At 74.0% G+C, this 22223-nt stretch carries 20 protein-coding genes; 8 read left to right on the plus strand and 12 right to left on the minus strand.

All coding sequences use genetic code 11. The features are described 5' to 3' along the window. Nucleotides 1-571 precede the first annotated feature (571 nt). Nucleotides 572-1570: a tryptophan--tRNA ligase gene (gene trpS / locus ACZ60W_RS33660; protein ID WP_469759200.1), complete on the plus strand. Its 999-nt coding sequence runs from the start codon at nt 572-574 to the stop codon at nt 1568-1570. Here the strand turns inward: trpS and ACZ60W_RS33665 are convergent. Then, nucleotides 1537-2580 (minus strand): GlxA family transcriptional regulator, encoded by a 1044-nt coding sequence (locus tag ACZ60W_RS33665; RefSeq protein ID WP_469759201.1) that lies wholly within the window; start codon nt 2578-2580, stop codon nt 1537-1539. The two genes, trpS and ACZ60W_RS33665, sit on opposite strands and share 34 nt — an antisense overlap. Before the next feature lie 45 nt (nt 2581-2625). Between ACZ60W_RS33665 and ACZ60W_RS33670 the strand changes: the two genes are divergently transcribed. Beyond that, a complete protein-coding gene (locus tag ACZ60W_RS33670; protein ID WP_469759202.1) occupies nt 2626-3222 on the plus strand; it encodes a cysteine hydrolase family protein in 597 nt (198 codons plus the stop codon). 16 nt (nt 3223-3238) lie between these two features. Here the strand turns inward: ACZ60W_RS33670 and proC are convergent, their stop codons facing one another. The 5 genes from proC to ACZ60W_RS33695 all read right to left on the minus strand — a co-directional run bounded on the left by proC (nt 3239) and on the right by ACZ60W_RS33695 (nt 6733). Further along, nucleotides 3239-4048 (minus strand): pyrroline-5-carboxylate reductase, encoded by an 810-nt coding sequence (gene proC, locus ACZ60W_RS33675; protein WP_469759203.1) that lies wholly within the window; start codon nt 4046-4048, stop codon nt 3239-3241. 86 nt (nt 4049-4134) lie between these two features. Next, nucleotides 4135-4872 (minus strand): ABC transporter permease, encoded by a 738-nt coding sequence (locus ACZ60W_RS33680; RefSeq protein WP_469759204.1) that lies wholly within the window; start codon nt 4870-4872, stop codon nt 4135-4137. Then, nucleotides 4869-5696 carry an ABC transporter ATP-binding protein gene (locus ACZ60W_RS33685; RefSeq protein ID WP_469759205.1) on the minus strand — a complete coding sequence of 276 codons (828 nt, stop codon included), beginning with the start codon at nt 5694-5696 and terminating at the stop codon, nt 4869-4871. The genes ACZ60W_RS33680 and ACZ60W_RS33685 overlap by 4 nt, the downstream gene beginning before the upstream one ends. A gap of 198 nt (nt 5697-5894) precedes the next feature. Further along, nucleotides 5895-6422, minus strand: coding sequence for a hypothetical protein (locus tag ACZ60W_RS33690; RefSeq protein WP_469759206.1), 528 nt, complete (start codon nt 6420-6422; stop codon nt 5895-5897). A gap of 35 nt (nt 6423-6457) precedes the next feature. Further along, nucleotides 6458-6733 (minus strand): peptidase, encoded by a 276-nt coding sequence (locus ACZ60W_RS33695; RefSeq protein WP_469759207.1) that lies wholly within the window; start codon nt 6731-6733, stop codon nt 6458-6460. A 159-nt stretch (nt 6734-6892) separates the two neighbouring features. Between ACZ60W_RS33695 and ACZ60W_RS33700 the strand changes: the two genes are divergently transcribed. Beyond that, nucleotides 6893-9064, plus strand: coding sequence for a protein kinase domain-containing protein (locus ACZ60W_RS33700; protein ID WP_469759208.1), 2172 nt, complete (start codon nt 6893-6895; stop codon nt 9062-9064). Between the two features lie 85 nt (nt 9065-9149). Here ACZ60W_RS33700 and ilvD read toward each other — a convergent pair whose 3' ends face one another. From ilvD to ACZ60W_RS33720, 4 genes are all read right to left on the minus strand, one after another. Further along, the gene (ilvD, locus tag ACZ60W_RS33705) at nt 9150-11003 is read right to left on the minus strand and encodes a dihydroxy-acid dehydratase (protein ID WP_469759209.1); all 1854 of its coding nucleotides are present in this window, start codon (nt 11001-11003) and stop codon (nt 9150-9152) included. 93 nt (nt 11004-11096) lie between these two features. Then, a complete protein-coding gene (locus ACZ60W_RS33710; protein ID WP_469759210.1) occupies nt 11097-11708 on the minus strand; it encodes a TetR/AcrR family transcriptional regulator in 612 nt (203 codons plus the stop codon). After that, the gene (locus ACZ60W_RS33715; protein ID WP_469759211.1) at nt 11705-12538 is read right to left on the minus strand and encodes a sugar phosphate isomerase/epimerase family protein; all 834 of its coding nucleotides are present in this window, start codon (nt 12536-12538) and stop codon (nt 11705-11707) included. The genes ACZ60W_RS33710 and ACZ60W_RS33715 overlap by 4 nt, the downstream gene beginning before the upstream one ends. Before the next feature lie 232 nt (nt 12539-12770). Beyond that, nucleotides 12771-13703: a Ppx/GppA family phosphatase gene (locus ACZ60W_RS33720; RefSeq protein WP_469759212.1), complete on the minus strand. Its 933-nt coding sequence runs from the start codon at nt 13701-13703 to the stop codon at nt 12771-12773. Between the two features lie 41 nt (nt 13704-13744). Here ACZ60W_RS33720 and ACZ60W_RS33725 point away from each other — a divergent pair, with 41 nt between their 5' ends. After that, nucleotides 13745-14632 carry a DUF3109 family protein gene (locus ACZ60W_RS33725; protein WP_469759213.1) on the plus strand — a complete coding sequence of 296 codons (888 nt, stop codon included), beginning with the start codon at nt 13745-13747 and terminating at the stop codon, nt 14630-14632. A gap of 63 nt (nt 14633-14695) precedes the next feature. Here the strand turns inward: ACZ60W_RS33725 and ACZ60W_RS33730 are convergent, their stop codons facing one another. Continuing rightward, entirely contained in the window at nt 14696-16465 is a 1770-nt protein-coding gene (locus tag ACZ60W_RS33730; protein WP_469759214.1) for a BACON domain-containing protein, read from the minus strand. A gap of 174 nt (nt 16466-16639) precedes the next feature. On the opposite strand from ACZ60W_RS33730, the gene radA reads away from it, so the two are divergent. Together radA and disA are read left to right on the plus strand one after the other, a co-directional pair. Beyond that, nucleotides 16640-18043 carry a DNA repair protein RadA gene (gene radA / locus ACZ60W_RS33735; RefSeq protein ID WP_469759215.1) on the plus strand — a complete coding sequence of 468 codons (1404 nt, stop codon included), beginning with the start codon at nt 16640-16642 and terminating at the stop codon, nt 18041-18043. Nucleotides 18044-18165: 122 nt separating this feature from the next. After that, the gene (gene disA, locus ACZ60W_RS33740) at nt 18166-19290 is read left to right on the plus strand and encodes a DNA integrity scanning diadenylate cyclase DisA (RefSeq protein ID WP_366308939.1); all 1125 of its coding nucleotides are present in this window, start codon (nt 18166-18168) and stop codon (nt 19288-19290) included. Nucleotides 19291-19431: 141 nt separating this feature from the next. Here disA and ACZ60W_RS33745 read toward each other — a convergent pair whose 3' ends face one another. Then, nucleotides 19432-20271 (minus strand): hypothetical protein, encoded by an 840-nt coding sequence (locus tag ACZ60W_RS33745; protein WP_469759216.1) that lies wholly within the window; start codon nt 20269-20271, stop codon nt 19432-19434. Between the two features lie 224 nt (nt 20272-20495). On the opposite strand from ACZ60W_RS33745, the gene ACZ60W_RS33750 reads away from it, so the two are divergent. After that, nucleotides 20496-21179 (plus strand): phosphatase PAP2 family protein, encoded by a 684-nt coding sequence (locus ACZ60W_RS33750; RefSeq protein ID WP_469759217.1) that lies wholly within the window; start codon nt 20496-20498, stop codon nt 21177-21179. Nucleotides 21180-21212: 33 nt separating this feature from the next. After that, nucleotides 21213-22139 (plus strand): HhH-GPD family protein, encoded by a 927-nt coding sequence (locus ACZ60W_RS33755; RefSeq protein ID WP_469759218.1) that lies wholly within the window; start codon nt 21213-21215, stop codon nt 22137-22139. Nucleotides 22140-22223 lie beyond the last annotated feature (84 nt).

A 22223-nucleotide genomic window follows, 5' to 3' on the forward strand; every position in this document is an offset into this window, starting at 1 on the left:
TTGGCACGCTGTTGAGTTCTCAAGGTGCGGACGCTTCCTTCGTTCCTGTTTCCAGGCCCTCCGGGCGCTTCCTTCGTTTCCGACTCTATCAGATCCTTTCGGCGTCTGATTCCCAGTCAGCGGGATTTGTCTTTGCGGCTGTTGGGCCGTTCCGACGAGTGAGACTTTAGCGGATTTCCTGCCTCCGACGCTAATCGGGCGGCTGCGCTCAGTCCTTCGAACGCGGATTCCTCATTTCGCAAAAACGCACGGAAAGCGAGACGACACGGCAAAGCGTCGTCAGCTTCAGAGGATCTTGCGGAATGGCTGTCCGGGGCCGACCGGAGTCGGTGCTCACGTCGGACAACTCGGAGAACACTACGGATCGGGTAATCCCGTGTCAACCCCGGGCCTGGGGCGTAGCCTCTCCGTATGAGTACGCATGCGCACACCACCCAGTGGTGGGCCGCCTGACCGGCGGCCCGCACCGACGCATGTGACAAGCGGCCGCCGTCCCGGCGGCCGTTCGCGTATCCCCCTCCGGGGAGGCGGCCCTCGGGCCGGCGCCTGGAGCAGAGGGAGAACGAACGCGATGACGACGATCTTCAGCGGGGTCAAGCCCACCGGGCATCTGACGCTGGGCAACTACCTCGGGGCCGTCCGGCGGTGGGTCGAGGTGGACCAGCACCACAGCGAGGCGCTGTTCAGCGTCGTGGACCTGCACGCGCTGACGGTGGAGCACGATCCGGCGCGGGTGCGCCGGCTCAGTCGGCAGGCGGCCACGCTGCTGCTGGCGGCGGGGCTCGATCCGGAGAGGTGCACGCTCTTCGTGCAGAGCCATGTGGACGAGCACGCGAGGCTGTCGTACCTGCTGGAGTGCACGGCCACGGACGGGGAGCTCCGGCGGATGATCCAGTACCGGGAGAAGAGCGAGCGGGCGCGGGCGGCCGGCGAGGGCGTGCGGCTGTCGTTGCTGACGTATCCGGTGCTGATGGCGGCGGACATCCTGGCGTACGGGACGGACGAGGTGCCGGTGGGCGAGGACCAGCGGCAGCACGTGGAGCTGACGCGGGACCTGGCGGTGCGGTTCAACCAGCGGTACGGGCACACCTTCACCGTGCCGCGGGCGACGCAGCCGAAGGTGGCCGCGCGGGTGATGGACCTCCAGGACCCCACATCGAAGATGGGGAAGTCGCACGCGAACGGGGCCGGGATCGTCTATCTGCTCGACGACGCGGAGACCGTGCGGCGGAAGGTCATGCGGGCCGTGACCGACAGCGGGCGGGAGGTCGTCTACGACCGGGAGCTGCGGCCGGGGCTCGCGAACCTCCTCGATCTGATGGCCGCGGCGACGGATGGGAACCCGGAGGAGCTGGCCGGTGTATACGAGTCGTACGGATCTTTGAAGAAGGACACGGCGGACGCGGTCGTCGAACTGCTGAGGCCCCTGCGGGAGCGGCATGCCGAGCTCGCGGCGGACCCCGGCCATGTGGATCAGGTGCTACGGGACGGGGCCGAGCGGGCCCGGGCGACGGCGCGGCCGGTGGTGGACCGGGCCTATCGGGCGATCGGGCTGTTGCCGGCGGGGTGACGGAAGGCGTTGCGGTAGTCGCGCGGGCTGGTGGCGAGGTGCGAGGCGAAGTGCTGGCGCATCGTGATCTCGCTGCCGAAGCCCGCGCGGCGGGCCACCTCGGGGAGGGGGTGGTCGGTGCGTTCGAGGAGTTTCTGGGCGGCGGCGACGCGCTGGGTGATGAGCCAGTGCAGGGGGGTGGTTCCGGTGGTGGCCTGGAAGTGGCGGGCGAAGGAGCGGGGGGACATGCCGGCGCGGGCCGCGAGGCTCGCGACGGTGTGGGGTTCGGCGAGGTGGGCGAGTGCGTGGGCGCGGACGTCGGCCAGGGCGTCGGCGTCGCGGTCGGCGCGGGGGGTGGGGTGCTCGATGAACTGGGCCTGGGTGCCGGTGCGGAAGGGTGCGGTGACCATCGAGCGGGCGATGGCGGCGGCGGCCTCGGCTCCGTGGGCGGTGCGGACGAGGTGGAGGCAGAGGTCGATGCCGGCGGCGGTGCCGGCCGAGGTCCAGATGCCCGAGTCCTCGACGAAGAGGGCGTCGGGTTCGACCTGGACGGCGGGGTGGCGTTCGGCGAGCGTCCGGGCCAGGTGCCAGTGGGTGACGGCGCGGCGGCCGTCGAGGAGTCCGGCGCGGGCGAGCACGAAGGCGCCGGCGCAGAGTGAGGCGACGGGGACGCCGGCGGTGTGGGCGTGGCGGAGCGCGTCGAGGACGGGGGTGGGCAGGTCGGCGTCGGGGTCCTCGATGCCGGGGACGACGACGAGGTCGGTGGTGGTGAGGTCGTCGAGCCAGTCGAGCGGGCGGTCCGGGGTGAGGGTGAGTCCGCCGCGGAGGGGGAGGGGGGCGTGCGGGTCGGCGGCGGTGCGGCGGAGCTCGAAGGGAGGGACTCCGCGGAGGGTGCGGTCGCTGTCCCAGACCTCGGTGATGACGGAGATGTCGAAGGCGCGGACGCCCGGGAAGGCGAGGAGGGCGATGCGCTGGGGGCGGGGCGCGGGTGACGTCGGCACGCCTGGCAGTAAATCATCGATCGCTGTCATTCGACCTGCTGGGACGCGGGTCTTGCCGGGGGCACGATCGTGGGTATGGAGATCGCGGAGAACGCAGCGCTGGTGGTCATCGACGTGCAGAAGGGCTTCGAGGAGGAGTTCTGGGGGAAGCGGAACAACCCGGCCGCGGAGGGGAACATCGCGGCCCTGATCGATCTGTGGCAGGAGACGGGGCGGCCGGTCGCGTTCGTGCGGCACGACTCGGTGGAGGGTTCGCGGTCGCCGCTGCGGACGGGGTACGCGGGGAACGCGTTCAAGGACTTCGTCGAGGAGCGGCGTGGGAAGGGTTCCGGCCCCGAGCTGCTGGTGACGAAGAGCGTGAACTCGGCGTTCTACGGGGAGCCGTCGCTGGACGGGTGGCTGACCGGTCTCGACGTGGCGCAGATCGTGATCGTCGGCATCCAGACGAACATGTGCAACGAGACGACGGCCCGGATGGGCGGGAACCTCGGGTACGAGGTGGTGTTCCCGCTGGACGCGATGCACACCTTCGACCTGGAGGGTCCGTTCGGGTGGTCGCGGAGTGCCGACGAGCTGTCCCAGGCGACCGCCGTCTCGCTGCACGGCGGCCGGTTCGCGAAGGTCGTGTCGACGCAGGACGTGGTGGAGGGGGCGTCCGCCGGGGTCCGGTGACCCCGGCGGGGCAGGGTCAGCCGTTGCCGGAGGCGAGCTCGCGGCTGCGGTCGCGGGCCGCTTCCAGGGCGGCGATGAGGGCGGCGCGGACGCCGTGGTTCTCCAGCTCGCGGATGGCGCTGATGGTGGTGCCGGCCGGGGAGGTGACGGCTTCGCGGAGCTTGACCGGGTGTTCGCCGCTGTCGCGGAGCATCACGGCGGCGCCGATGGCGGCCTGGACGATGAGGTCGTGGGCCTGGGCGCGGGGCAGGCCGAGGAGGATGCCGGCGTCGGTCATGGCCTCGACGAGGAAGTAGAAGTACGCCGGGCCGGAGCCGGAGAGGGCGGTGGCGGCGTCCTGCTGGGACTCGGGGACGCGGAGGGTCTTTCCGACGCCGCCGAAGATCTCCTCGGTGTGGGCGAGATGGCCGGGGGTGGCGTGGCTGCCGGCGGAGATGACCGACATGCCCTCGTCGACGAGGACGGGGGTGTTGGGCATGACGCGGACGACCGGGGTGCCGGCGGTCAGGCGGTCCTCGATGAAGGAGGTGGGGATGCCGGCGGCGGCGCTGATGAGCAGGCGGTCGGCCGTGACGTGGGGGGCGAGCTCGTCGAGGAGGCGGCCCATGTCCTGGGGCTTGACGGCCAGGATGAGGGTGTCGGCGCGCTTGGCGGCCTCGGCGTTGGTGACGGTCTCGACGCCGTAGCGGGTGCGGAGCTCCTCGGCGCGCTCGGCGCGGCGTGTGGTGACCAGGAGGTTCGCGGGGCGCCAGCCGGCGCGGATCATGCCGCTGAGGAGCGCTTCACCGATCTTGCCGGTGCCGAGGACTGCGACGGTCTGGGTCATGGCTCTGTTCACCTCGCCGGAGGGGGGTACGTGTCGTCATCCTCGCACCGGCGGGCCGGGCGGTGTGCGGGGTGTCCGAGGGGCGGTCAGGCGGTGCGCCGGCGGAGGGTGGCGGCGCCGAGGACGAGGACGAGGACGGCGCAGCCGGCGACGACGAGCAGGTCGCGGACGAAGACGCCGGTGACGTCGGGGTGGCGGAGGACCTCGTTCATGCCGTCGACGGCGTACGACATGGGCAGGACGTCGGAGACGGCTTCGAGGGCGGGGGCCATCCGGTCGCGCGGGGTGAAGAGGCCGCAGAGCAGCAGCTGGGGGAAGATCACCGCCGGCATGAACTGGACGGCCTGGAACTCGGACGCGGCGAAGGCGGAGACGAAGAGGCCGAGGGCGGTGCCGAGCAGGGCGTCGAGGAGGGCCACCAGGAGGAGGAGCCAGGGGGAGCCGACGACGTCGAGGCCCAGGAACCAGACGGCGAGGCCGGTGGCGAGGGTGGACTGGACGACGGCGAGGAGTCCGAAGGCGAGGGCGTAGCCGCCGATGAGGTCGGCCTTGCCGAGGGGCATGGCGAGGAGGCGTTCCAGGGTGCCGGAGGTGCGTTCGCGGAGGGTCGCGATGGAGGTCACCAGGAACATCGTGATGAGGGGGAAGATCCCGAGGAGCGAGGCCCCGATGTCGTCGAAGGTGTCCGGGCTGCCGTCGAACACGTACCGGAGCAGGAAGAGCATCACGCAGGGGACGAGGAGGAGCAGGGCGATCGAGCGGGGGTCGTGGCGCAGCTGACGCAGGACGCGGGCGGCGGTGGCGAGGGTGCGTGCGGGGCTCATGGGCGGGGCTCCTCGTGGGCGGCTCGGGCGGCTGCGGCGTCGACGAGGTGCAGGAAGGCTTCTTCGACGGTGGCGGTGTCGTTGCGGCGGCGCAGGTTGTCGGGGGTGTCGTCGGCGAGGATCTCGCCTTCGCGCATGAGGAGGAGCCGGTGGCAGCGTTCGGCTTCGTCCATGACGTGGGAGGAGACGAGGAGCGTGGTGCCCCGGTCGGCGGCGATCCGGTGGAAGAGTTCCCACAGGTCGCGGCGGAGGACGGGGTCCAGGCCGACGGTGGGTTCGTCGAGGACCAGGAGCTCGGGGGTTCCGAGGAGGGCGACGGCGAGGGAGACGCGGCTGCGCTGGCCGCCGGAGAGGCGGCCGGCGAGGGAGTCGGCGTGGGTGGTGAGGTCGACGTCGGCGACGGCGCGGTCGACGAGCGCGCGGCGGTCGTGGCGGTGGGCGCGGCCGGGGAGCAGGACGGCGGCGAAGTAGTCGAGGTTCTGGCGGACGGTGAGGTCGTCGTAGACGGAGGGGGCCTGGGTGACGTAGCCGATGCGGGAGCGCAGGGCGGGGTCCCCGGCGGGGTGGCCGAGGACTTCCAGGGTGCCGTCGACCTGGGCCTGGGTGCCGACGATGGCGCGCATGAGGGTGGTCTTGCCGCAGCCGGAGGGGCCGAGGAGGCCGGTGATGCGGCCGGCCGGGACGGTGAAGTCGAGGGAGCGCAGGACGGTGCGCCGGCCGCGGGTGGCGGTGAGGCGGTGGGCCGTGATGGCGGGGGTGGGGTCGGTGGCGGCGGCTTCTGTGGGGGCGGGGTCGGTCGGCGCACCCGCCGGGTAATTCACCATGTGATGAATAATGCGCCGGGGGGTGCGGGGCGTCAAGGAGGGGGCGGGTGGCTGTTCCCTGGCGCTTCGTACGTCCGGACATGGGGATGCCCGCGGCCCCGGGGGTGGGGCGCGGGCATCGATGGTGCGGAAGGGGCGGCGCGGGCCGGTGGTGGGCACGGCAGGGCCCGCAAGGGCAGGGGCGGGCGCGGCGCCCGGTTACGCGCGCTTGGGCTTCTTGCGGGCGGCGGGGTTGCCCGTGCGGGAGGTGCGGCGCTTCTCGTAGCGGGTGAGGGCCGCCTCGTGCTCGGCGCGGCGGAGCTTCTCGCCGGGGGCCTCGACGAGGCAGCGCAGGGCGTAGGCGAGGAGGGAGCCGATGAAGCCGATGGCCTTGAGGCTGCGCAGCGACTCCTCGCGGGCGGGGTCGGCGGGCCGCCGGCCGAAGCCCTCCCAGGTCTTGCGGAAGGCGATGGCGCTGCAGACGGCGAACATGATGACGACCAGCATGTTGACGAAGCCGCCGACGGCGGCGATCTCCAGGCCCTGGTACGCGAAGCGCAGCACGAAGCAGGCCGCGACGGCGGCGGCCAGCGCGCCGAGCGCGAGGCCGGCGCGGCGCAGGGCGTAGCCCCCGCTGTGGTCGAGCCAGGTGGTGCCGAAGAAGCGGATCTCCTCCGGCTGCGGCCCGGCGGGCGCGCCGCCGGAGGGGCCGCCGGTCGTCTGGGGGGTCTGCTCGTCGTCGCTCACGAGGTCGATTATCCCCGGGGCGACGGTGGACGGGCTCAGGCGCAGCGCGGTGCGACCATGCCGTCGCTGCCCGTGTGCACGTACGCGTCGGAGACGTACTCGCCGGCTCCGACGCAGTCCCAGATGTTGGTGGTGCCGTACGGGCCGCTGACCCACTCGCCGTACTTCTGGCAGTGGAGGGCGACGGTGGCGCCGAGCGCCAGGGTCCGCACGATCGCGTACGTGGTGCCGGGGCCCGAGCGCACGTTGACCCGGTAGCCCGGTGCCACCTCGTAGCGCGCGGCCGTGGCCAGTGTGTTCATGGCGTCCATGGTGTCCTCCCCCGTTGGCGGAAAAGCGCTCCGCCGAGTTTCACTCTCCGCGACGCGCAGGCTAGCAAGCCCCACCGACTTCGGGGGCGCCATGGACTAGGCTCCGTCGAGTTCGCGCGGGTGCGCGCGAGGTGACGGGGAATCACACGGGGGTGGGCGATGCCACCGTTGCGCAGTACCGGGTCCGACCGGGAAGCGGAGGGGCCCGAGTACGCGGGCGACTACCGCCTCCAGGCGTGTCTGGGAGCCGGCGGCATGGGCGTCGTGCACCTCGCGGCCTCGGCGTCCGGCCTGCGGCTCGCGGTCAAGGTCGTGCACGCACGGTACGCGGAGGACCCCGAGTTCAGGGCACGTTTCCGCCAGGAGGTGGCGGCCGCCCGCCGGGTGAGCGGAGCCTTCACCGCGCCGGTCGTGGACGCCGACCCCGATGCCGTGCGCCCCTGGATGGCCACCCTCTACGTGCCCGGCCCCACCCTCGCCGACCAGGTGAAGCGGAACGGTCCGCTGGCCCCCGCCGAGCTGCGCCGGCTCACCGCGGGCCTCGCGGAGGCGCTGCGCGACATCCACCGCGCGGGGGTCGTCCACCGGGACCTCAAGCCCAGCAACGTCCTGCTGACCGACACCGGCCCCAAGGTCATCGACTTCGGGATCTCCCGTCCGGTCGACAGCGACCTGCACACGGAGACGGGGAAGCTGATCGGCTCGCCGCCGTTCATGGCGCCCGAGCAGTTCCAGCGTCCGCGCGAGGTCGGGCCCGCCGCCGACGTCTTCGCCCTGGGCTCGGTGCTGGTGCACGCGGCGACCGGGCACGGCCCGTTCGACTCCGACAGCCCGTACATCGTGGCGTACCAGGTCGTGCACGACGAGCCGGACCTGACGGGCGTGCCGGCGGAGCTGGCGCCGCTCGTGGCGCGCTGCCTGGCCAAGGAGCCCGCCGACCGTCCGACCCCGGCGCAGATCATGTCGGCGCTGCTGCCGCCCTCGTACGAGGCGGAGGCGTTCATACCGGCGCAGCGGCGGCGGCCCTCCCTTCCGGAGGACGGGGACACCGGTCCCGCGCCCGCGTGGGACGCGGACACGCCGGTACGGGCCACCGCGCCGGTGCCGCCCCGGCGCCGGTGGCCGGCCGGGCGGATCCGTCCGCGTCCGACGGCCGCCGTCCTCGCCGTGCTGGCGCTGGCCGGAGCCGGGCTGTACGCGGCGCTGGGCGCCCCGGCGGGCGGCGCGCCCGCGGCGCCGGACCGTCCGGACGAGGTGGCGACGGTCTTCACCGGCTGGTCGGCCGCGCTCCAGGAGAAGGGGCCGACCGCGGCGCCCGCCTGCACGCTGGGGAGCGGGGCGCTGTACTGCACGGCCCGCGGTGTCGGTCTCGCGCGGCTCGACCTGGTGACGGGCCGCGTCCGGTGGTCGCTGACCACCCCGGTCGAGGCGGAGGCGCCGACGGCGCCGGTGCCGCTGGCGGAGGGGCTGGTGGGAGCCGCCGCTCCGACGGGGCCGCTGAAGGCGTACGGGGCGGGCGACGGGGGCGCCGGCTGGAGCGCCGGCGGCACGCTGCCCGAGGCGTACCGCGTGGCCGGCACGGCCGTGGTGCTGACCGACGGGCGGGGCGGGGTCCGGGCGGTCGACAGCCGGACCGGGAAGGAGCTGTGGCGGCACGGCCTGCCCTCGTTCACGGCGCCCGTGCTCGGCACGTACGACGGCCCGTCCGGGCTGCTCACGGTCTCCGAGATCTCGGACGACGGCACGCGCACGCGGGTGGCCGCCGTCGACCCGCGGACCGGCGAGACGGTGTGGCAGCGGAACATGGCCGGCGACCTCGACCCGGTGGGCCGCACCGGTGACGGGGCGCTGGTCCTCGCCGACCACTACGACACGTCGCTGGTCGACGGTCTCGTGCTGGTGGGCCCCGGTGACGGCGGGGACGGGGCCGTGCGCCGGCTGAAGCTGCCGCACCGGCTCGACCTCCGCGGCATCGCCGTCCACGGGTCGGTGGTCCATCTGCTGGAGGCGGACGGGCGTCTGACGGCCTTCGACACCGCGGCGTCCAAGGGCCGGGTGCTGTGGAACCTGGAGACGGCGGCCGGGAACGTCTCGTCGCCGGTCCTCGGGCCCGGCGACCGGCTCTACTTCTCCGTCCAGGACGGGCGGCTGCTCGCCGTCGACACCGCGCGCGGGGCGCTGATCGGCCAGACCCGGCCGCGGCTGCGCAACGGCCGCCTCGGCTACGCGACGAGGGTGCCCGAGCCGGTGGTCTCCGGGGACCGGATCTTCGGGACGGCGCCGGACGGCTCGGTCTTCGCGGTGGACGCGCGCGATCCCGCGGCCTGGTGAGGCCGCCGGGGGCGCCGGGGTACGACGGAGGGGAGCGGGCCTGGTGCCCGCTCCCCTCCGTCGTCGTCCCGGTGGTGTGCCGGGCTCAGCCCAGCTTCGTCACGTCCCTGACCGCGCCCTTGTCGGCGCTGGTGGCCATCGCGGCGTAGGCGCGCAGCGCCGCCGACACCTTGCGCTGGCGGTTCTTCGGCTCGTACACGCCGTTCAGCGCCTCCCGGCGGGCGGCGAGGGTGTCCTCGTCGACGAGGAGCTCGATGGAGCGGCTCGGGATGTCGATGCGGACCCGGTCGCCGTCCTCGACGAGGGCGATGGTGCCGCCGGAGGCGGCCTCCGGGGAGGCGTGGCCGATGGAGAGGCCCGAGGTGCCGCCGGAGAAGCGGCCGTCGGTGACGAGCGCGCAGGTCTTGCCCAGGCCCCGGCCCTTGAGGAAGGAGGTCGGGTAGAGCATCTCCTGCATGCCGGGGCCGCCGCGCGGGCCCTCGTACCGGATGACGACCACGTCGCCGTCGGTGACCTGCTTGTTGAGGATCTTCTCGACGGCCTCGTCCTGCGACTCGCAGACGACCGCCGGGCCCTCGAAGGTCCAGATGGACTCGTCGACGCCGGCCGTCTTCACGACGCAGCCGTCGACGGCGAGGTTGCCGCGCAGGACCGCGAGGCCGCCGTCCTTGGAGTAGGCGTGGGCCGCGTCGCGGATGCAGCCGCCGGCCGCGTCCACGTCGAGGGACTCCCAGCGCTCGGACTGGGAGAACGCGGTCGCCGAGCGGACGCAGCCGGGGGCCGCGTGGAACAGCTCGACGGCCTCGTCGGTGGCGGCGCCGCCGCGGACGTCCCAGGCGTCCAGCCACTCCTTGATGGAGCGGGAGTGGACGGAGTGGACGTCCTCGTTGAGCAGACCGGCCCGGTAGAGCTCGCCGAGGATGGCGGGGATGCCGCCGGCCCGGTGCACGTCCTCCATGTAGTACGTGCGGTCCTTGGCGACGTTCGGGGCGACCTTGGCCAGGCAGGGCACCCGGCGGGAGACCTCGTCCATGTCGCTCAGGCCGTAGTCGAGCTCGGCCTCCTGGGCGGCGGCGAGCAGGTGGAGGATCGTGTTGGTCGAGCCGCCCATGGCGATGTCGAGGGCCATGGCGTTCTCGAAGGCGGCGCGGGTGGCGACGGAGCGCGGCAGGACGGAGGCGTCGTCCTCGTCGTAGTACCGGCGGGTGATGTCGACGACGGTGCGGGCGGCGTTCTCGTACAGCGCCTTGCGGCCGGTGTGGGTGGCGAGCAGCGAGCCGTTGCCGGGGAGGGAGAGGCCGATCGCCTCGGTCAGGCAGTTCATCGAGTTGGCGGTGAACATGCCGGAACAGGACCCGCAGGTCGGGCAGGCGTTCTCCTCGATGCGGGCGATGTCCTCGTCCGAGATCTTCGGGTTCACGGCGTCGGAGATCGCGTCGACCAGGTCGAGGGTCCGGACGGTGCCGTCGACGAGGGTGGCACGGCCGGACTCCATGGGGCCGCCGGAGACGAAGACCGTCGGGATGTTCAGGCGCAGGGCGGCCATGAGCATGCCGGGGGTGATCTTGTCGCAGTTGGAGATGCAGATCAGGGCGTCGGCGCAGTGCGCCTCGACCATGTACTCCACGCTGTCCGCGATCAGGTCGCGGGAGGGCAGGGAGTAGAGCATGCCGCCGTGGCCCATGGCGATGCCGTCGTCGACGGCGATCGTGTTGAACTCGCGCGGGATGGCCCCGGCGGCGGTGATGGCCTCGGAGACGATCCGGCCCACCGGCTGGAGGTGGGTGTGGCCGGGGACGAACTCCGTGAAGGAGTTGGCCACGGCGATGATGGGCTTCCGGCCGATGTCCGCGCCGGGTACACCGGAGGCGCGCATAAGGGCGCGTGCGCCCGCCATGTTGCGGCCGTGGGTGACTGTGCGGGACCTCAGCTCGGGCATCGTCGCTCGCTCCTCGTGATGGGTGTGCTTGCATTCGAGCGTACGCCGACGCTCCAAGATCTGGACAGGGTGTCCGCGATGCGGGACGTCTGTTCAGCCTTCGGTCAGGTAGCGCTGGAGCGTCGGGGCCACCTGGGCCACGATCTCCTCGGGTTCCGCGGAGGCCAGCGGCTCGACCCGGATGACGTACCGCATGATCACGATCCCGATCATCTGGGAGGCGGCCAGCTCCGCGCGGAACGCCGGGTCCGGCACGTCGAGCTCGGCGGCGATCCGCTCCAGGAGCCGGCGGAGCACGAAGGTCCGCAGCACCTTGGCCGCCGCCTCGTGGGTCAGCGCGGAGCGGACGATCGCGAGGAGCGGGGCACGGCTGACCGGGTTCTCCCAGACGCCGATGAAGAAGCGCGCGAGCCGCTCGCCGAGGGCGTCGCGGGGGCCGTCGAGGATCGCCGGGACGACGGTCGCGGGCTCGAAGGACACCTCGACCGCGGCGGCGAAGACGTCGTCCTTGGTGCCGAAGTAGTGGTGGACGAGCGCCGGGTCCACCCCGGCCGCGCGCGCGATGCCGCGGACCGACGCCTTGTCGTACCCGCGCTCCGCGAACTCGGCGCGGGCCGCCTCCAGGATGCGTTCGCGCGCGCCCGGTCCGCTCTCCTCCTCGGTGCGGGAGGGGCGTCCGCGCCGGCGCGGAGCCGCTCCCGTCACGGCCGCGGCACCCGGGAGGGGCGGGCGGCGGAGGCGAGGTGGAGCCGGGTGAAGGCCAGCGCCTCCGCGAGGTCGGCCTCGCGTTCGGCGGCGGACATCGCGCGGCGGGTGTTGACCTCGATGACGACGTGTCCGTCGAAGCCGGTGAGCGCGAGCCGCTCCAGGAGCTCGGCGCAGGGCTGGGTGCCGCGGCCCGGGACGAGGTGCTCGTCCTTCGCGGAGCCCTTGCCGTCGGCGAGGTGGACGTGGCCGAGCCGGTCGCCCATGCGGTCGATCATCGCCAGGGCGTCGGTGCGGGCGGTCGCGGTGTGCGAGAGGTCGACGGTGAAGTGCCGGTAGTCGTCCTTGGTGACGTCCCACTCGGGGGCGTACGCGAGCATCTCGCGGTCCTTGTACCGCCACGGGTACATGTTCTCGACGGCGAACCGCACGTCGGTCTCGTCCGCCATCCGCCAGATGCCGGAGACGAAGTCCTTGGCGTACTGCCGCTGCCAGCGGAACGGCGGGTGGACGACCACCGTCGAGGCGCCGAGCCGTTCGGCGGCGGCCTGCGCCCGGCGGAGCTTGACCCAGGGGTCGGTGGACCAGACGCGCTGGGTGATGAGGAGGCAGGGGGCGTGCACGGCCAGGATCGGCACCCGGTGGTAGTCGGAGAGGCGGCGCAGCGCCTCGACGTCCTGGCTGACCGGATCGGTCCACACCATGACCTCGACGCCGTCGTAGCCGAGGCGCGCGGCGATCTCGAAGGCCGTCGCCGTCGACTCCGGATAGACCGAGGCCGTCGACAGGGCGACCTTCGCATCCGGGATGCGCACCACTGGTTCTGCCACGGGGACAGGGTACGGGGCGGGCCGGGGGGCCGGAGGGTGGTTCCGGTCACGCCCGGCGAAGCCCGCAGGTCACGCCCGCCCGGCCCCGCCGGTCACGCCCGGCGCGGCCCGTCCGGGGGCGGCCCGCCCGGGGCGGCCCGTCCGGGGGCGGCCCCACGTGACCGGCGACGGGGCGGCGGTCGGGGCGCGGTCGGAGGGCGGCAGGCGGCGGTCGGGGCGGCCGCCGGCCGTGTCAGTGCTCCGGCAGGTGGTCCAGGCGGCGCAGGATGACGCCCTCGCGCAGCGCCCAGGGGCAGATCTCCAGCTCTTCGACGCCCAGCAGGTCCATGGCGCCCTCCGCGACCAGGGCGCCGGCGAGGAGCTGGCCGGCGCGGCCCTCGGAGACGCCCGGCAGGGCCGCGCGCTCGGGGGCGGTCATCCCGGCGAGGCGCGGGACCCACTCCTCCAGGGACTTGCGGGTCAGGATCCGCTGGACGTAGAGGCCCTCGCCGGAACCGGGCGCGCCGGCGATGCGGGCGAGCTGCTTGAAGGTCTTGGAGGTGGCGACGATGTGGTCGGGCCGGCCGAAGCGGCTGAACTCCCCGACCGTACGGGCGATCTGGGCGCGCACGTGGCGGCGGAGCGCCTTGACGTCCTCGCCGTCGGCCGGGTCGCCCGGGAGCCAGCCGGCGGTGAGCCGGCCCGCGCCGAGCGGCAGGGAGACGGCGGCGTCCGGGTCCTCGTCGATGCCGTAGGCGACTTCGAGGGAGCCGCCGCCGATGTCGAGGAGGAGCAGCTTGCCGGCGGACCAGCCGAACCAGCGGCGGGCGGCGAGGAAGGTGAGGCGGGCCTCCTCCCCGCCGGTGAGGACCTGGAGGTCGACTCCGGTCTCGTCCCTGACCCGGGCGAGCACGGCGTCGGCGTTGCTGGCCTCGCGCACGGCGGAGGTGGCGAACGGCAGCACCTCCTCGCAGCCCTTGTCCTCGGCGGCCAGGAGCGCGTCCCGGACGGTCGCGATGAGCCGCTCGACGCCGTCGGGGGCGATCGCGCCCCGCTCGTCGAGGAGTTCGGCGAGCCGGAGCTCCGCCTTGTGGGAGTGGGCGGGCAGGGGGCGGGCGCCGGGGTGGGCGTCCACCACCAGGAGGTGCACTGTGTTCGAACCGACGTCGAGGACTCCGAGTCTCATGGGCGGAACGCTACTGCGCCCACCGTCATACGCTTGGTGTTGTGCCAAAGACGAAGAAGGCGAAGCAGGACAAAGACCGTGGCGGCGACGGCGGAGCCAAGGCCGCCAGGACCGCGCACGCGGCGAAGGCCGTGAAGGCGGTCAAGGTCGGGAAGCAGAAGCGGGGCGGTCCGGAGGAGCCCGACGAGAAGGGGCTGGACTTCGCGCGCGCGTGGGTCGAGTTTCCCGATCCGGCCGACGAGGAGCAGCTCTTCCGCTGCGACCTGACCTGGCTGACCTCCCGGTGGACCTGCATCTTCGGCAACGGCTGCCAGGGCATCCAGGAGGGGCGGGCGGACGACGGCTGCTGCACGCTGGGCGCGCACTTCTCCGACGGGGACGACGAGAAGCGGGTCGCGGAGCACGTGGCGCGGCTCACGCCGGAGCTGTGGCAGTTCCACGACGTCGGCAGCGAGACGGGCTGGGTCCAGCTCGACGAGGACGGCGACCGGCAGACCCGCCGCTGGGAGGGGTCCTGCATCTTCCAGAACCGGCCCGGTTTCGCCGGGGGCGCGGGGTGCTCGCTCCACATCCTGGCGATGAAGGAGGGCCGGGAGCCGCTGGAGACGAAGCCGGACGTGTGCTGGCAGCTGCCGGTGCGGCGGACGTACGACTGGATCGACCGCCCCGACGACAGCCGGGTGCTCCAGGTGTCGATCGGCGAGTACGACCGGCGCGGCTGGGGCCCGGGCGGCCACGACCTGCACTGGTACTGCACGACGGCGACCTCCGCGCACGTGGGCGGGGAGCCGGTCTACGTCTCCTACCGGCCCGAGCTGGTCGAGATGATGGGCGAGGAGGCGTACGGGGTGCTGGCGGGCCTGTGCGAGGCGCGGCTCGCCTCGGAGCTGCCGCTCGTCGCCCCGCACCCGGCGGACCCGGCGGTCTGACCGTCCGCGGCGGTCCGGCCGGGCGGGCCAGGCCGGGGCGGAGGCTGAGACGTCGGGCCCGTCCTAGGACGGGCCGCCCGACGACGGGGGTGTGCCCGGGTCCGAGGTCGTCGGCGGGGGCTCCTCGGTGGTCGGCGGCGGGGTGGTCGGCTCGGTGGTGGGCTCCGTCGTCGGCGGGGTCGTGGGTTCGGTGGTCGGCGGCGTGGTCGGTTCCGTGGTCGGCGGGGACGTGGGCGGCGTGGTCGGCTCGGTCGTCGGCGGGGTCGTCGGCGGGGTGGTCGGCTCGGTCGTCGTGACCGGCGGGGGCGTGATCACCCGGTCGTCCGTCGGCGGGGCCGGCCGGTAGCCGTCGATTCGTACCTCCGCGCCCGAGGGGTTCACGCCGATCCGCGCGCTCCAGGCGCCCAGGGGAGCGCGGGCGTGGTCGACGCCCACCGTGACGGTGACCGACTCGCCGGGGCCGAGCGTGCCCGAGGCCCGGGTCACGTACAGCCAGGGCGCGTCCGTCCACAGCGACCAGTCGACGGCGGAGCCGCCGGACGCGGTGAGCGTGAGGAAGGTCAGGTCGCCGTGGCCGCGCGCGGTGACGGTGATCCAGCCGGCGGCGGGCTCGCCGGGGCGGGACGGGGCGGGCGGGCCGCCGGGGCTGACGACCTCGACGGAGACGTCGGGGGCGCGGCTGCCCTGGGTGAAGCGCGGCTCGGGGGTGGCCCGGGCGTTGCCCGCGTTCTCGTAGTGGTCGTAGGGGCGGCCGTCCGGGCCCGTCGTGCCGTCGGACTCGCGGGCGCTGACCCGGGATCCGTCGCGGCCGCTCGCGTCCACGACCGGCGTGCCCCGGTAGGAGGTCCACAGGGCGAGGACGGGAGCGGCGACGACGGCCGCGACGACGGTGGTGGTCACCGCGCGGGCCCGCATGCGGTCGCGGCGTGCCACGTGGTCCTTGGGGTCCATGGGGAACCCGGTGGGGGCGAAGCGCGGGGCCCCGGCACGCGCGCGGGGGACGTGCAGCATCGCCATGTACGCGGCGGCCCGGGGCGCCTCGACGAGCGGCAGCCGGGCGGGGGGCAGGGCGGAGCCGCCGGGCCAGGGGCCGCCGGTGCCGACGCGTTCGGCCACCCGCCGGCAGCGGGGGCAGTCGTCGACGTGCCGGACGAGCTCGGCGCGCAGCGCGGCGGACAGGAGCACCCGGTGGTCGCCGGTGAGCCGGGCGACGGTGGGGCATCCGCCGGTCTCGACGACGGCGAGGGCGGCGCGGGTCCGCTCGACCTCGCAGCCGGCGGTGGCGAGGAGGTCGCGGGCGGCGAGCGGGTCGAGGGAGAGGACGGCGGCGACCTGGCGGCGGCTGAGGCCGTGCCGGACGGCGAGCTCCAGGGCCTCGCGCTGCTCGGGGGTGGTGCCGGCCGCCTCGGGCCAGGCGAGCGCGGCGAGGTCGGCGCGGCGCCGGTCGGCGGTCTCCTCGGAGACCCGGGGCGGTTCGGGCGCGGTGACGGCGGGGCGGCCGGTGTGGGCGCCCTGGCGCTTGCGGCGCTGCTCGCCGAGGCTGCGCAGGCAGGCCCAGCGGGCGAGGGCGTACAGCCAGGCCGTGCGGCCGTCCTCGTCGGAGGGGCAGCGGCCGTGGTGGCGCTCGGCGACGGCGAGGACGTCGCCGAGGACGGCGGTCGCCGTGTCGTGGTCGCAGAGCACGGAGAGGCAGTACGTGAAGAGGCCGTCGAGGGCGGCCTCGTAGCGGGCGGGGGGCCGCCGGCCGAGCGTCCGCGGTCCCCGGTCCGCGGCGCGGGGCGCCCGGTGGGCGCCGGTGGTGCCTGTGGGGGAATCCAGCCTGCTGCTCGTCACTGGGAGACCGTAGGCAAGCCGCGGGGCACTCTTCGTACCGGTTGAGCCATTCTCATTCTTACGGGTGAAGCTATCGCTCGAAAGGGGACACGGAGCGGGCCTTCCTCCGGCGTGGCGTTCCCCCCTGTGGAGGACGGCGGCCCGTTGTCGGTGGCGGCGGATACGGTGTGCGACATGGCTGCCCGTACGAAATCCGCCAAGGAACGGCCGTCCTACCGCTGCACCGAGTGCGGCTGGCAGACGGCCAAGTGGCTCGGCCGCTGCCCCGAGTGCCAGGCATGGGGGACGGTCGAGGAGTACGGCGCGCCCGCCGTCCGGACGACCGCCGCCGGCCGGGTCTCCACCGCCGCCGTCCCCATCGCCCAGATCGACGGCCGGCAGGCGACCGCGCGCTCGACCGGTGTCGACGAGCTGGACCGGGTCCTCGGCGGGGGTCTGGTGCCCGGCGCCGTCGTGCTGCTCGCGGGCGAGCCGGGCGTCGGCAAGTCGACGCTGCTGCTCGACGTCGCGGCCAAGGCGGCGAGCGACGAGCACCGCACGCTGTACGTGACGGGCGAGGAGTCCGCGAGCCAGGTCCGGCTGCGCGCCGACCGGATCAACGCGCTCAGCGACCACCTGTACCTGGCGGCCGAGACCGACCTGTCCGCCGTCCTCGGCCACCTCGACGCGGTGAAGCCGTCGCTGCTGATCATGGACTCGGTGCAGACCGTGGCCTCCCCGGAGATCGACGGCGCGCCCGGGGGCATGGCGCAGGTCCGCGAGGTCGCCGGGGCGCTGATCCGGGCCTCCAAGGAGCGCGGGATGTCCACGCTCCTCGTCGGCCACGTCACCAAGGACGGAGCCATCGCGGGCCCGCGGCTCCTGGAGCACCTGGTCGACGTGGTCCTGAGCTTCGAGGGCGACCGGCACGCGCGGCTGCGCCTGGTCCGGGGCGTGAAGAACCGGTACGGGGCGACCGACGAGGTCGGCTGCTTCGAGCTGCACGACGAGGGCATCACGGGCCTGGCCGACCCCTCGGGCCTCTTCCTGACCCGCCGCGACGTGGCCGTGCCGGGCACGTGCCTGACGGTCACCCTGGAGGGCCGCCGGCCGCTGGTCGCCGAGGTGCAGGCGCTGACGGTGGACTCCCAGATCCCCTCGCCGCGGCGGACCACCTCCGGTCTGGAGACCTCCCGGGTCTCGATGATGCTGGCCGTCCTGGAACAGCGCGGCCGGATCAGCGCGCTGGGCAAGCGGGACATCTACAGCGCGACGGTGGGCGGGGTGAAGCTCACCGAGCCCGCCGCGGACCTGGCGATCGCCCTCGCGCTCGCCTCGGCGGCGAGCGACACCCCGCTGCCGAAGAACCTGGTGGCGATCGGCGAGGTGGGGCTCGCCGGCGAGGTGCGCCGGGTGACGGGCGTGCAGCGCCGGCTCGCCGAGGCGCACCGGCTGGGCTTCACCCACGCGCTGGTGCCCGGGGACCCCGGAAAGGTGCCGGCGGGCATGAAGGTCACGGAGGTCGCGGACATGGGCGACGCCCTGCGGGTGCTGCCGCGCAGCCGCCGTGCGAAGGCGCCGGAGGGTGCCGAGGGTTAGCCGCCGGTCAGGGTGGGGACGCCTTTCGGACCACCCCGGATCGGTCGTGGGCGGAGGGCGGCGGGGTGGTGTCGCTAGACTTTGCCCTGGTCTCGCCCATCCGTACGAGCCGGAGGAGTGCAGTGGCAGCCAAGGACGGGGCAGCAGCTCCTGGAAAGTCCGGCGCGGGCTCCGGCAACGAAGCGCTGATGCGCGCCGCCCTGAGCGCCGTCGCGCCGGGCACCGCGCTGCGCGACGGCCTGGAGCGGATCCTCCGGGGGAACACCGGCGGTCTCATCGTGCTCGGCCTGGACAAGACGGTCGACTCGATGGCCACCGGCGGTTTCGTGCTGGACGTCGAGTTCGCCGCCACGCGCCTGCGCGAGCTGTGCAAGCTGGACGGCGCGCTCGTCCTCGACAAGGACATCACCAAGATCCACCGTGCCGGTGTGCAGCTGGTGCCGGACGCCTCCATCCCCACCGAGGAGACCGGCACCCGGCACCGCACGGCGGACCGGGTCTCCAAGCAGTGCAACTTCCCGGTGGTCTCCGTGTCGCAGTCGATGCGGCTCATCGCGCTGTACGTGAACGGCGAGCGCCGGGTCCTGGAAGAGTCGGCCGCGATCCTGTCGCGCGCCAACCAGGCCCTCGCGACCCTGGAGCGGTACAAGCTCCGCCTCGACGAGGTGGCCGGCACGCTCTCCGCGCTGGAGATCGAGGACCTGGTCACGGTCCGGGACGTCACCGCGGTCGCCCAGCGCCTGGAGATGGTCCGCCGGATCGCCACCGAGATCGCGGAGTACGTGGTCGAGCTGGGCACCGACGGCCGGCTCCTGTCGCTCCAGCTCGACGAGCTGATCGCGGGCGTGGAGCCGGAGCGGGAGCTGGTGATCCGGGACTACGTGCCGGAGCCCACCGCCAAGCGCGCGCGGACGGTGGCCGAGGCGCTCACCGAGCTGGACGCGCTCACCCACACCGAGCTGCTCGAACTGCCGGTGGTGGCCCGGGCGCTGGGATACAGCGGTTCGCCGGAGACCCTCGACTCGGCCGTGTCGCCGCGCGGCTACCGGCTCCTCGCGAAGGTGCCGCGGCTGCCGGGCGCGATCATCGAGCGGCTCGTGGAGCACTTCGGCGGGCTGCAGAAGCTGCTCGCGGCGAGCGTGGACGACCTGCAGACCGTCGACGGCGTCGGCGAGGCCCGCGCCCGCAGCGTGCGCGAGGGCCTGTCGCGGCTGGCGGAGTCCTCGATCCTGGAGCGGTACGTCTGACCACTGGAGCGGTACGTCCGGCCGCTGGGCCGGTCGGTCCGGCCCGAACGGCGACGGGTCCGGCCCGTGGGCCGACGGGTCCGAGCGGTTCCGGTTCCGCTTCCCGGGTGTGCCCGGGGTACCGCTTCCGGTCCGGGGCGGTCAGTCCTTCGTCAGCGTGAAGGAGGCCGGCGGCACCTTGGCGCCGGCCATGGCGGCCTCCACCAGGTAGGTGCCGGGGCCGGCCGGGCCCGCGGGGGCGGTGGCGCACTGCGGGGCGCTGCGTCCGCGGTCCCACTCCACGGTGTGGGTGACGGTGGAGCCGGCGGGGACGCGCAGCAGGACCGGGTTGCCGGGGCGCGGGCAGTCGGCGGAGGACCAGACCTCGTCGTCCCGGGCGTCGCTGATGGTGAGGACCGCGGCGCGGGGTCCGAAGTCGGCCTTGCAGGCGGTGGCCGAGGTGTTCCGGGCGACGAGCTGGAAGCGGGGCTTCTCGCCCCCCTCGTAGGAGATCTTGGTGGTGCGGAGCGTCAACTGCAGTGCTCCGGCGGGGCAGTTCGGGAGCAGGGAGTTCGCGGGGACCTGCTGGCCCGCGCCGGTGCCCGCGCCGCCGTCGCCGCCGGCGCCGTCGGTGTCGCCGTTCTTGCCGCCGCCCTCGGTGCCGGAGTCCGCGCCGCCGTCGGCACCCGCGTCCCCGCCCGTGGCGCCGCCCGTGGCGCCGCCGCCGGAGTCACCGGAGTCACCGGAGTCGTCCGACTCGTCGCGGCCGCCCGGCTGTTGGCTGATCGCGGGGCCGCTGCCGGAGGGTCCCGGGGTGATGGAGGGCGGGGTGGGCGACGCGCCGTTGGCGCCGTCGTTCCCCTTCTTCCCGCCCCCGTCACCCGAGGTGACGGCCCATACGGCGAGCAGGGCCAGAAGCGCGACCAGGCATACCGCGACCGCCCTCCGTCGCCAGTAGATGGTGGAGGGAAGCGGCCCGACCGGATTGCGCAAAGATCCCACGACCCGAACCTTACGAGAGATCCGGCCCAACTCCCGCCCCACCCGCCGCCCGAGACCGCAAGTTTTGCCGATGATCACATCCACGGGTTCCGGGAACTTTTCCGCGAACCCCACGGTAAATCGGGGGTAAACGGCGCGAATCGCGAGCCCCTACTTTCGTCGGGGGGTGCTCTGGCCGTCGGCCCGGGGCGAGGGGTCCGGAATTCCGGTTAGCGTCGTCCACCATGAACACCCTCCTCGACCTCTCCGACCGTCTCTATCTCGACGTCGCCGACTTCGCCCACTCCACTCCCCACTGGTTCCAGTGGCTCGCCGAGGTCTGGACCGAGGCCGGACTGCTGCTCTTCGGGGTGCTGTTCCTGGCCGGCTGGTGGCGTTCGCGCGAGGGGTCGGGCCGGGCGATGGCGCTCGCGCTGCTCGCCCCGCTCGCCACCGCCTTCGGATACGTGGTGAGCGAGGCGTTCAAGTCGCTGGTCGACGAGGAACGTCCCTGCCGCGCGGTGGCCGGGGCGCCCGCCTCGCTCGTCGCCTGCCCGCCGCACGGCGACTGGTCCTTCCCCAGCAACCACTCGGCCATCGCCGGGGCCGCGGCGATCGCGCTCGCCCTGTCCTGGCGCGGGATCGTCTGGCTGACCGTGCCGATGGCGCTGCTCATGGCGTTCTCCCGGGTCTTCGTCGGCGTGCACTACCCGCACGACGTCACCGTGGGCCTGCTGGTCGGCGCCCTGGTCGCGTTCGTCGTGATGCGGGCGGCCCGGCGGCCCGTGGAGTCGCTGGTGGTGACGGCCAGGTCGAGCCGGAACGGGGCCGTGGTGTGGTGCGCGGGGCGCGGACAGGCAGCGCACGCCGCCACACACGCTCCGGCGCACTCCGAGCAGCCCCGGCGCGCACGCCACGGCGCTTACTGATCACGCCGCGGACGTGCCAGGATCGGGGGTGCCATGACTTCCATCGACACTCCCCCCGCCGCCGAGAGCCCCGTGGCCCCGGCGCTTCCCGCCTCGCTGCACGGGCCCGTCCTCGCCTGGTTCGACCGGCACGCCCGCGACCTGCCCTGGCGCCGCCCCGAGGCCGGTGCCTGGGGGGTCATGGTCAGCGAGTTCATGCTCCAGCAGACCCCGGTCGTCCGGGTGCTGCCGGTGTACGAGCAGTGGCTCGCGCGCTGGCCGCGCCCGGCCGACCTGGCCGCCGAGGCTCCCGGTGAGGCGGTCCGCGCCTGGGGCCGGCTCGGCTATCCGAGGCGGGCGCTGCGGCTGCACGCGGCGGCCGTGGCCATAACGGAACGGCACCGCGGCGACGTCCCCAGCGACCACGGTCAGCTCCTCGCGCTGCCCGGCATCGGCGAGTACACGGCGGCGGCGGTGGCCTCCTTCGCGTACGGACAGCGGCACGCGGTCCTGGACACCAACGTGCGCCGGGTCTTCGCGCGCGCGGCGAGCGGCGTCCAGTACCCGCCGAACGCGACCACGGCCGCCGAGCGGCGGCTGGCCCGGGCCCTGCTGCCCGAGGACGAGGCGACGGCCTCCCGCTGGGCCGCCGCCTCGATGGAGCTGGGCGCCCTGGTGTGCACGGCGAAGAACGAGGACTGCGGGCGCTGCCCGATCGCCGAGCGGTGCGCCTGGCTGCAGGCCGGGAAGCCCGCGCACGACGGTCCGCCGCGGCGCGGCCAGACGTACGCCGGGACCGACCGGCAGGTGCGGGGCCGGCTGCTGGCCGTCCTGCGCGAGTCGGCGGACCCGGTGGGCCAGGCGGCGCTGGACGTGGTCTGGGACGAGCCGGTGCAGCGGGCCAGGGCCCTGGACGGCCTCGTCGCCGACGGCCTCGTCGAGCCGCTGGAGGGCGGGTACTACCGCCTCCCGCTCTCCTAGGGCCTGCCCCGTTCCCCTCGCCGGGCCGTTCCCACACCCGCTCCGTCCCCGCTGTTACACAACCGATGGGTAGCCGTGCGTCCG

It is taken from the genome of Streptomyces sp. NPDC104202 (assembly GCF_055584185.1).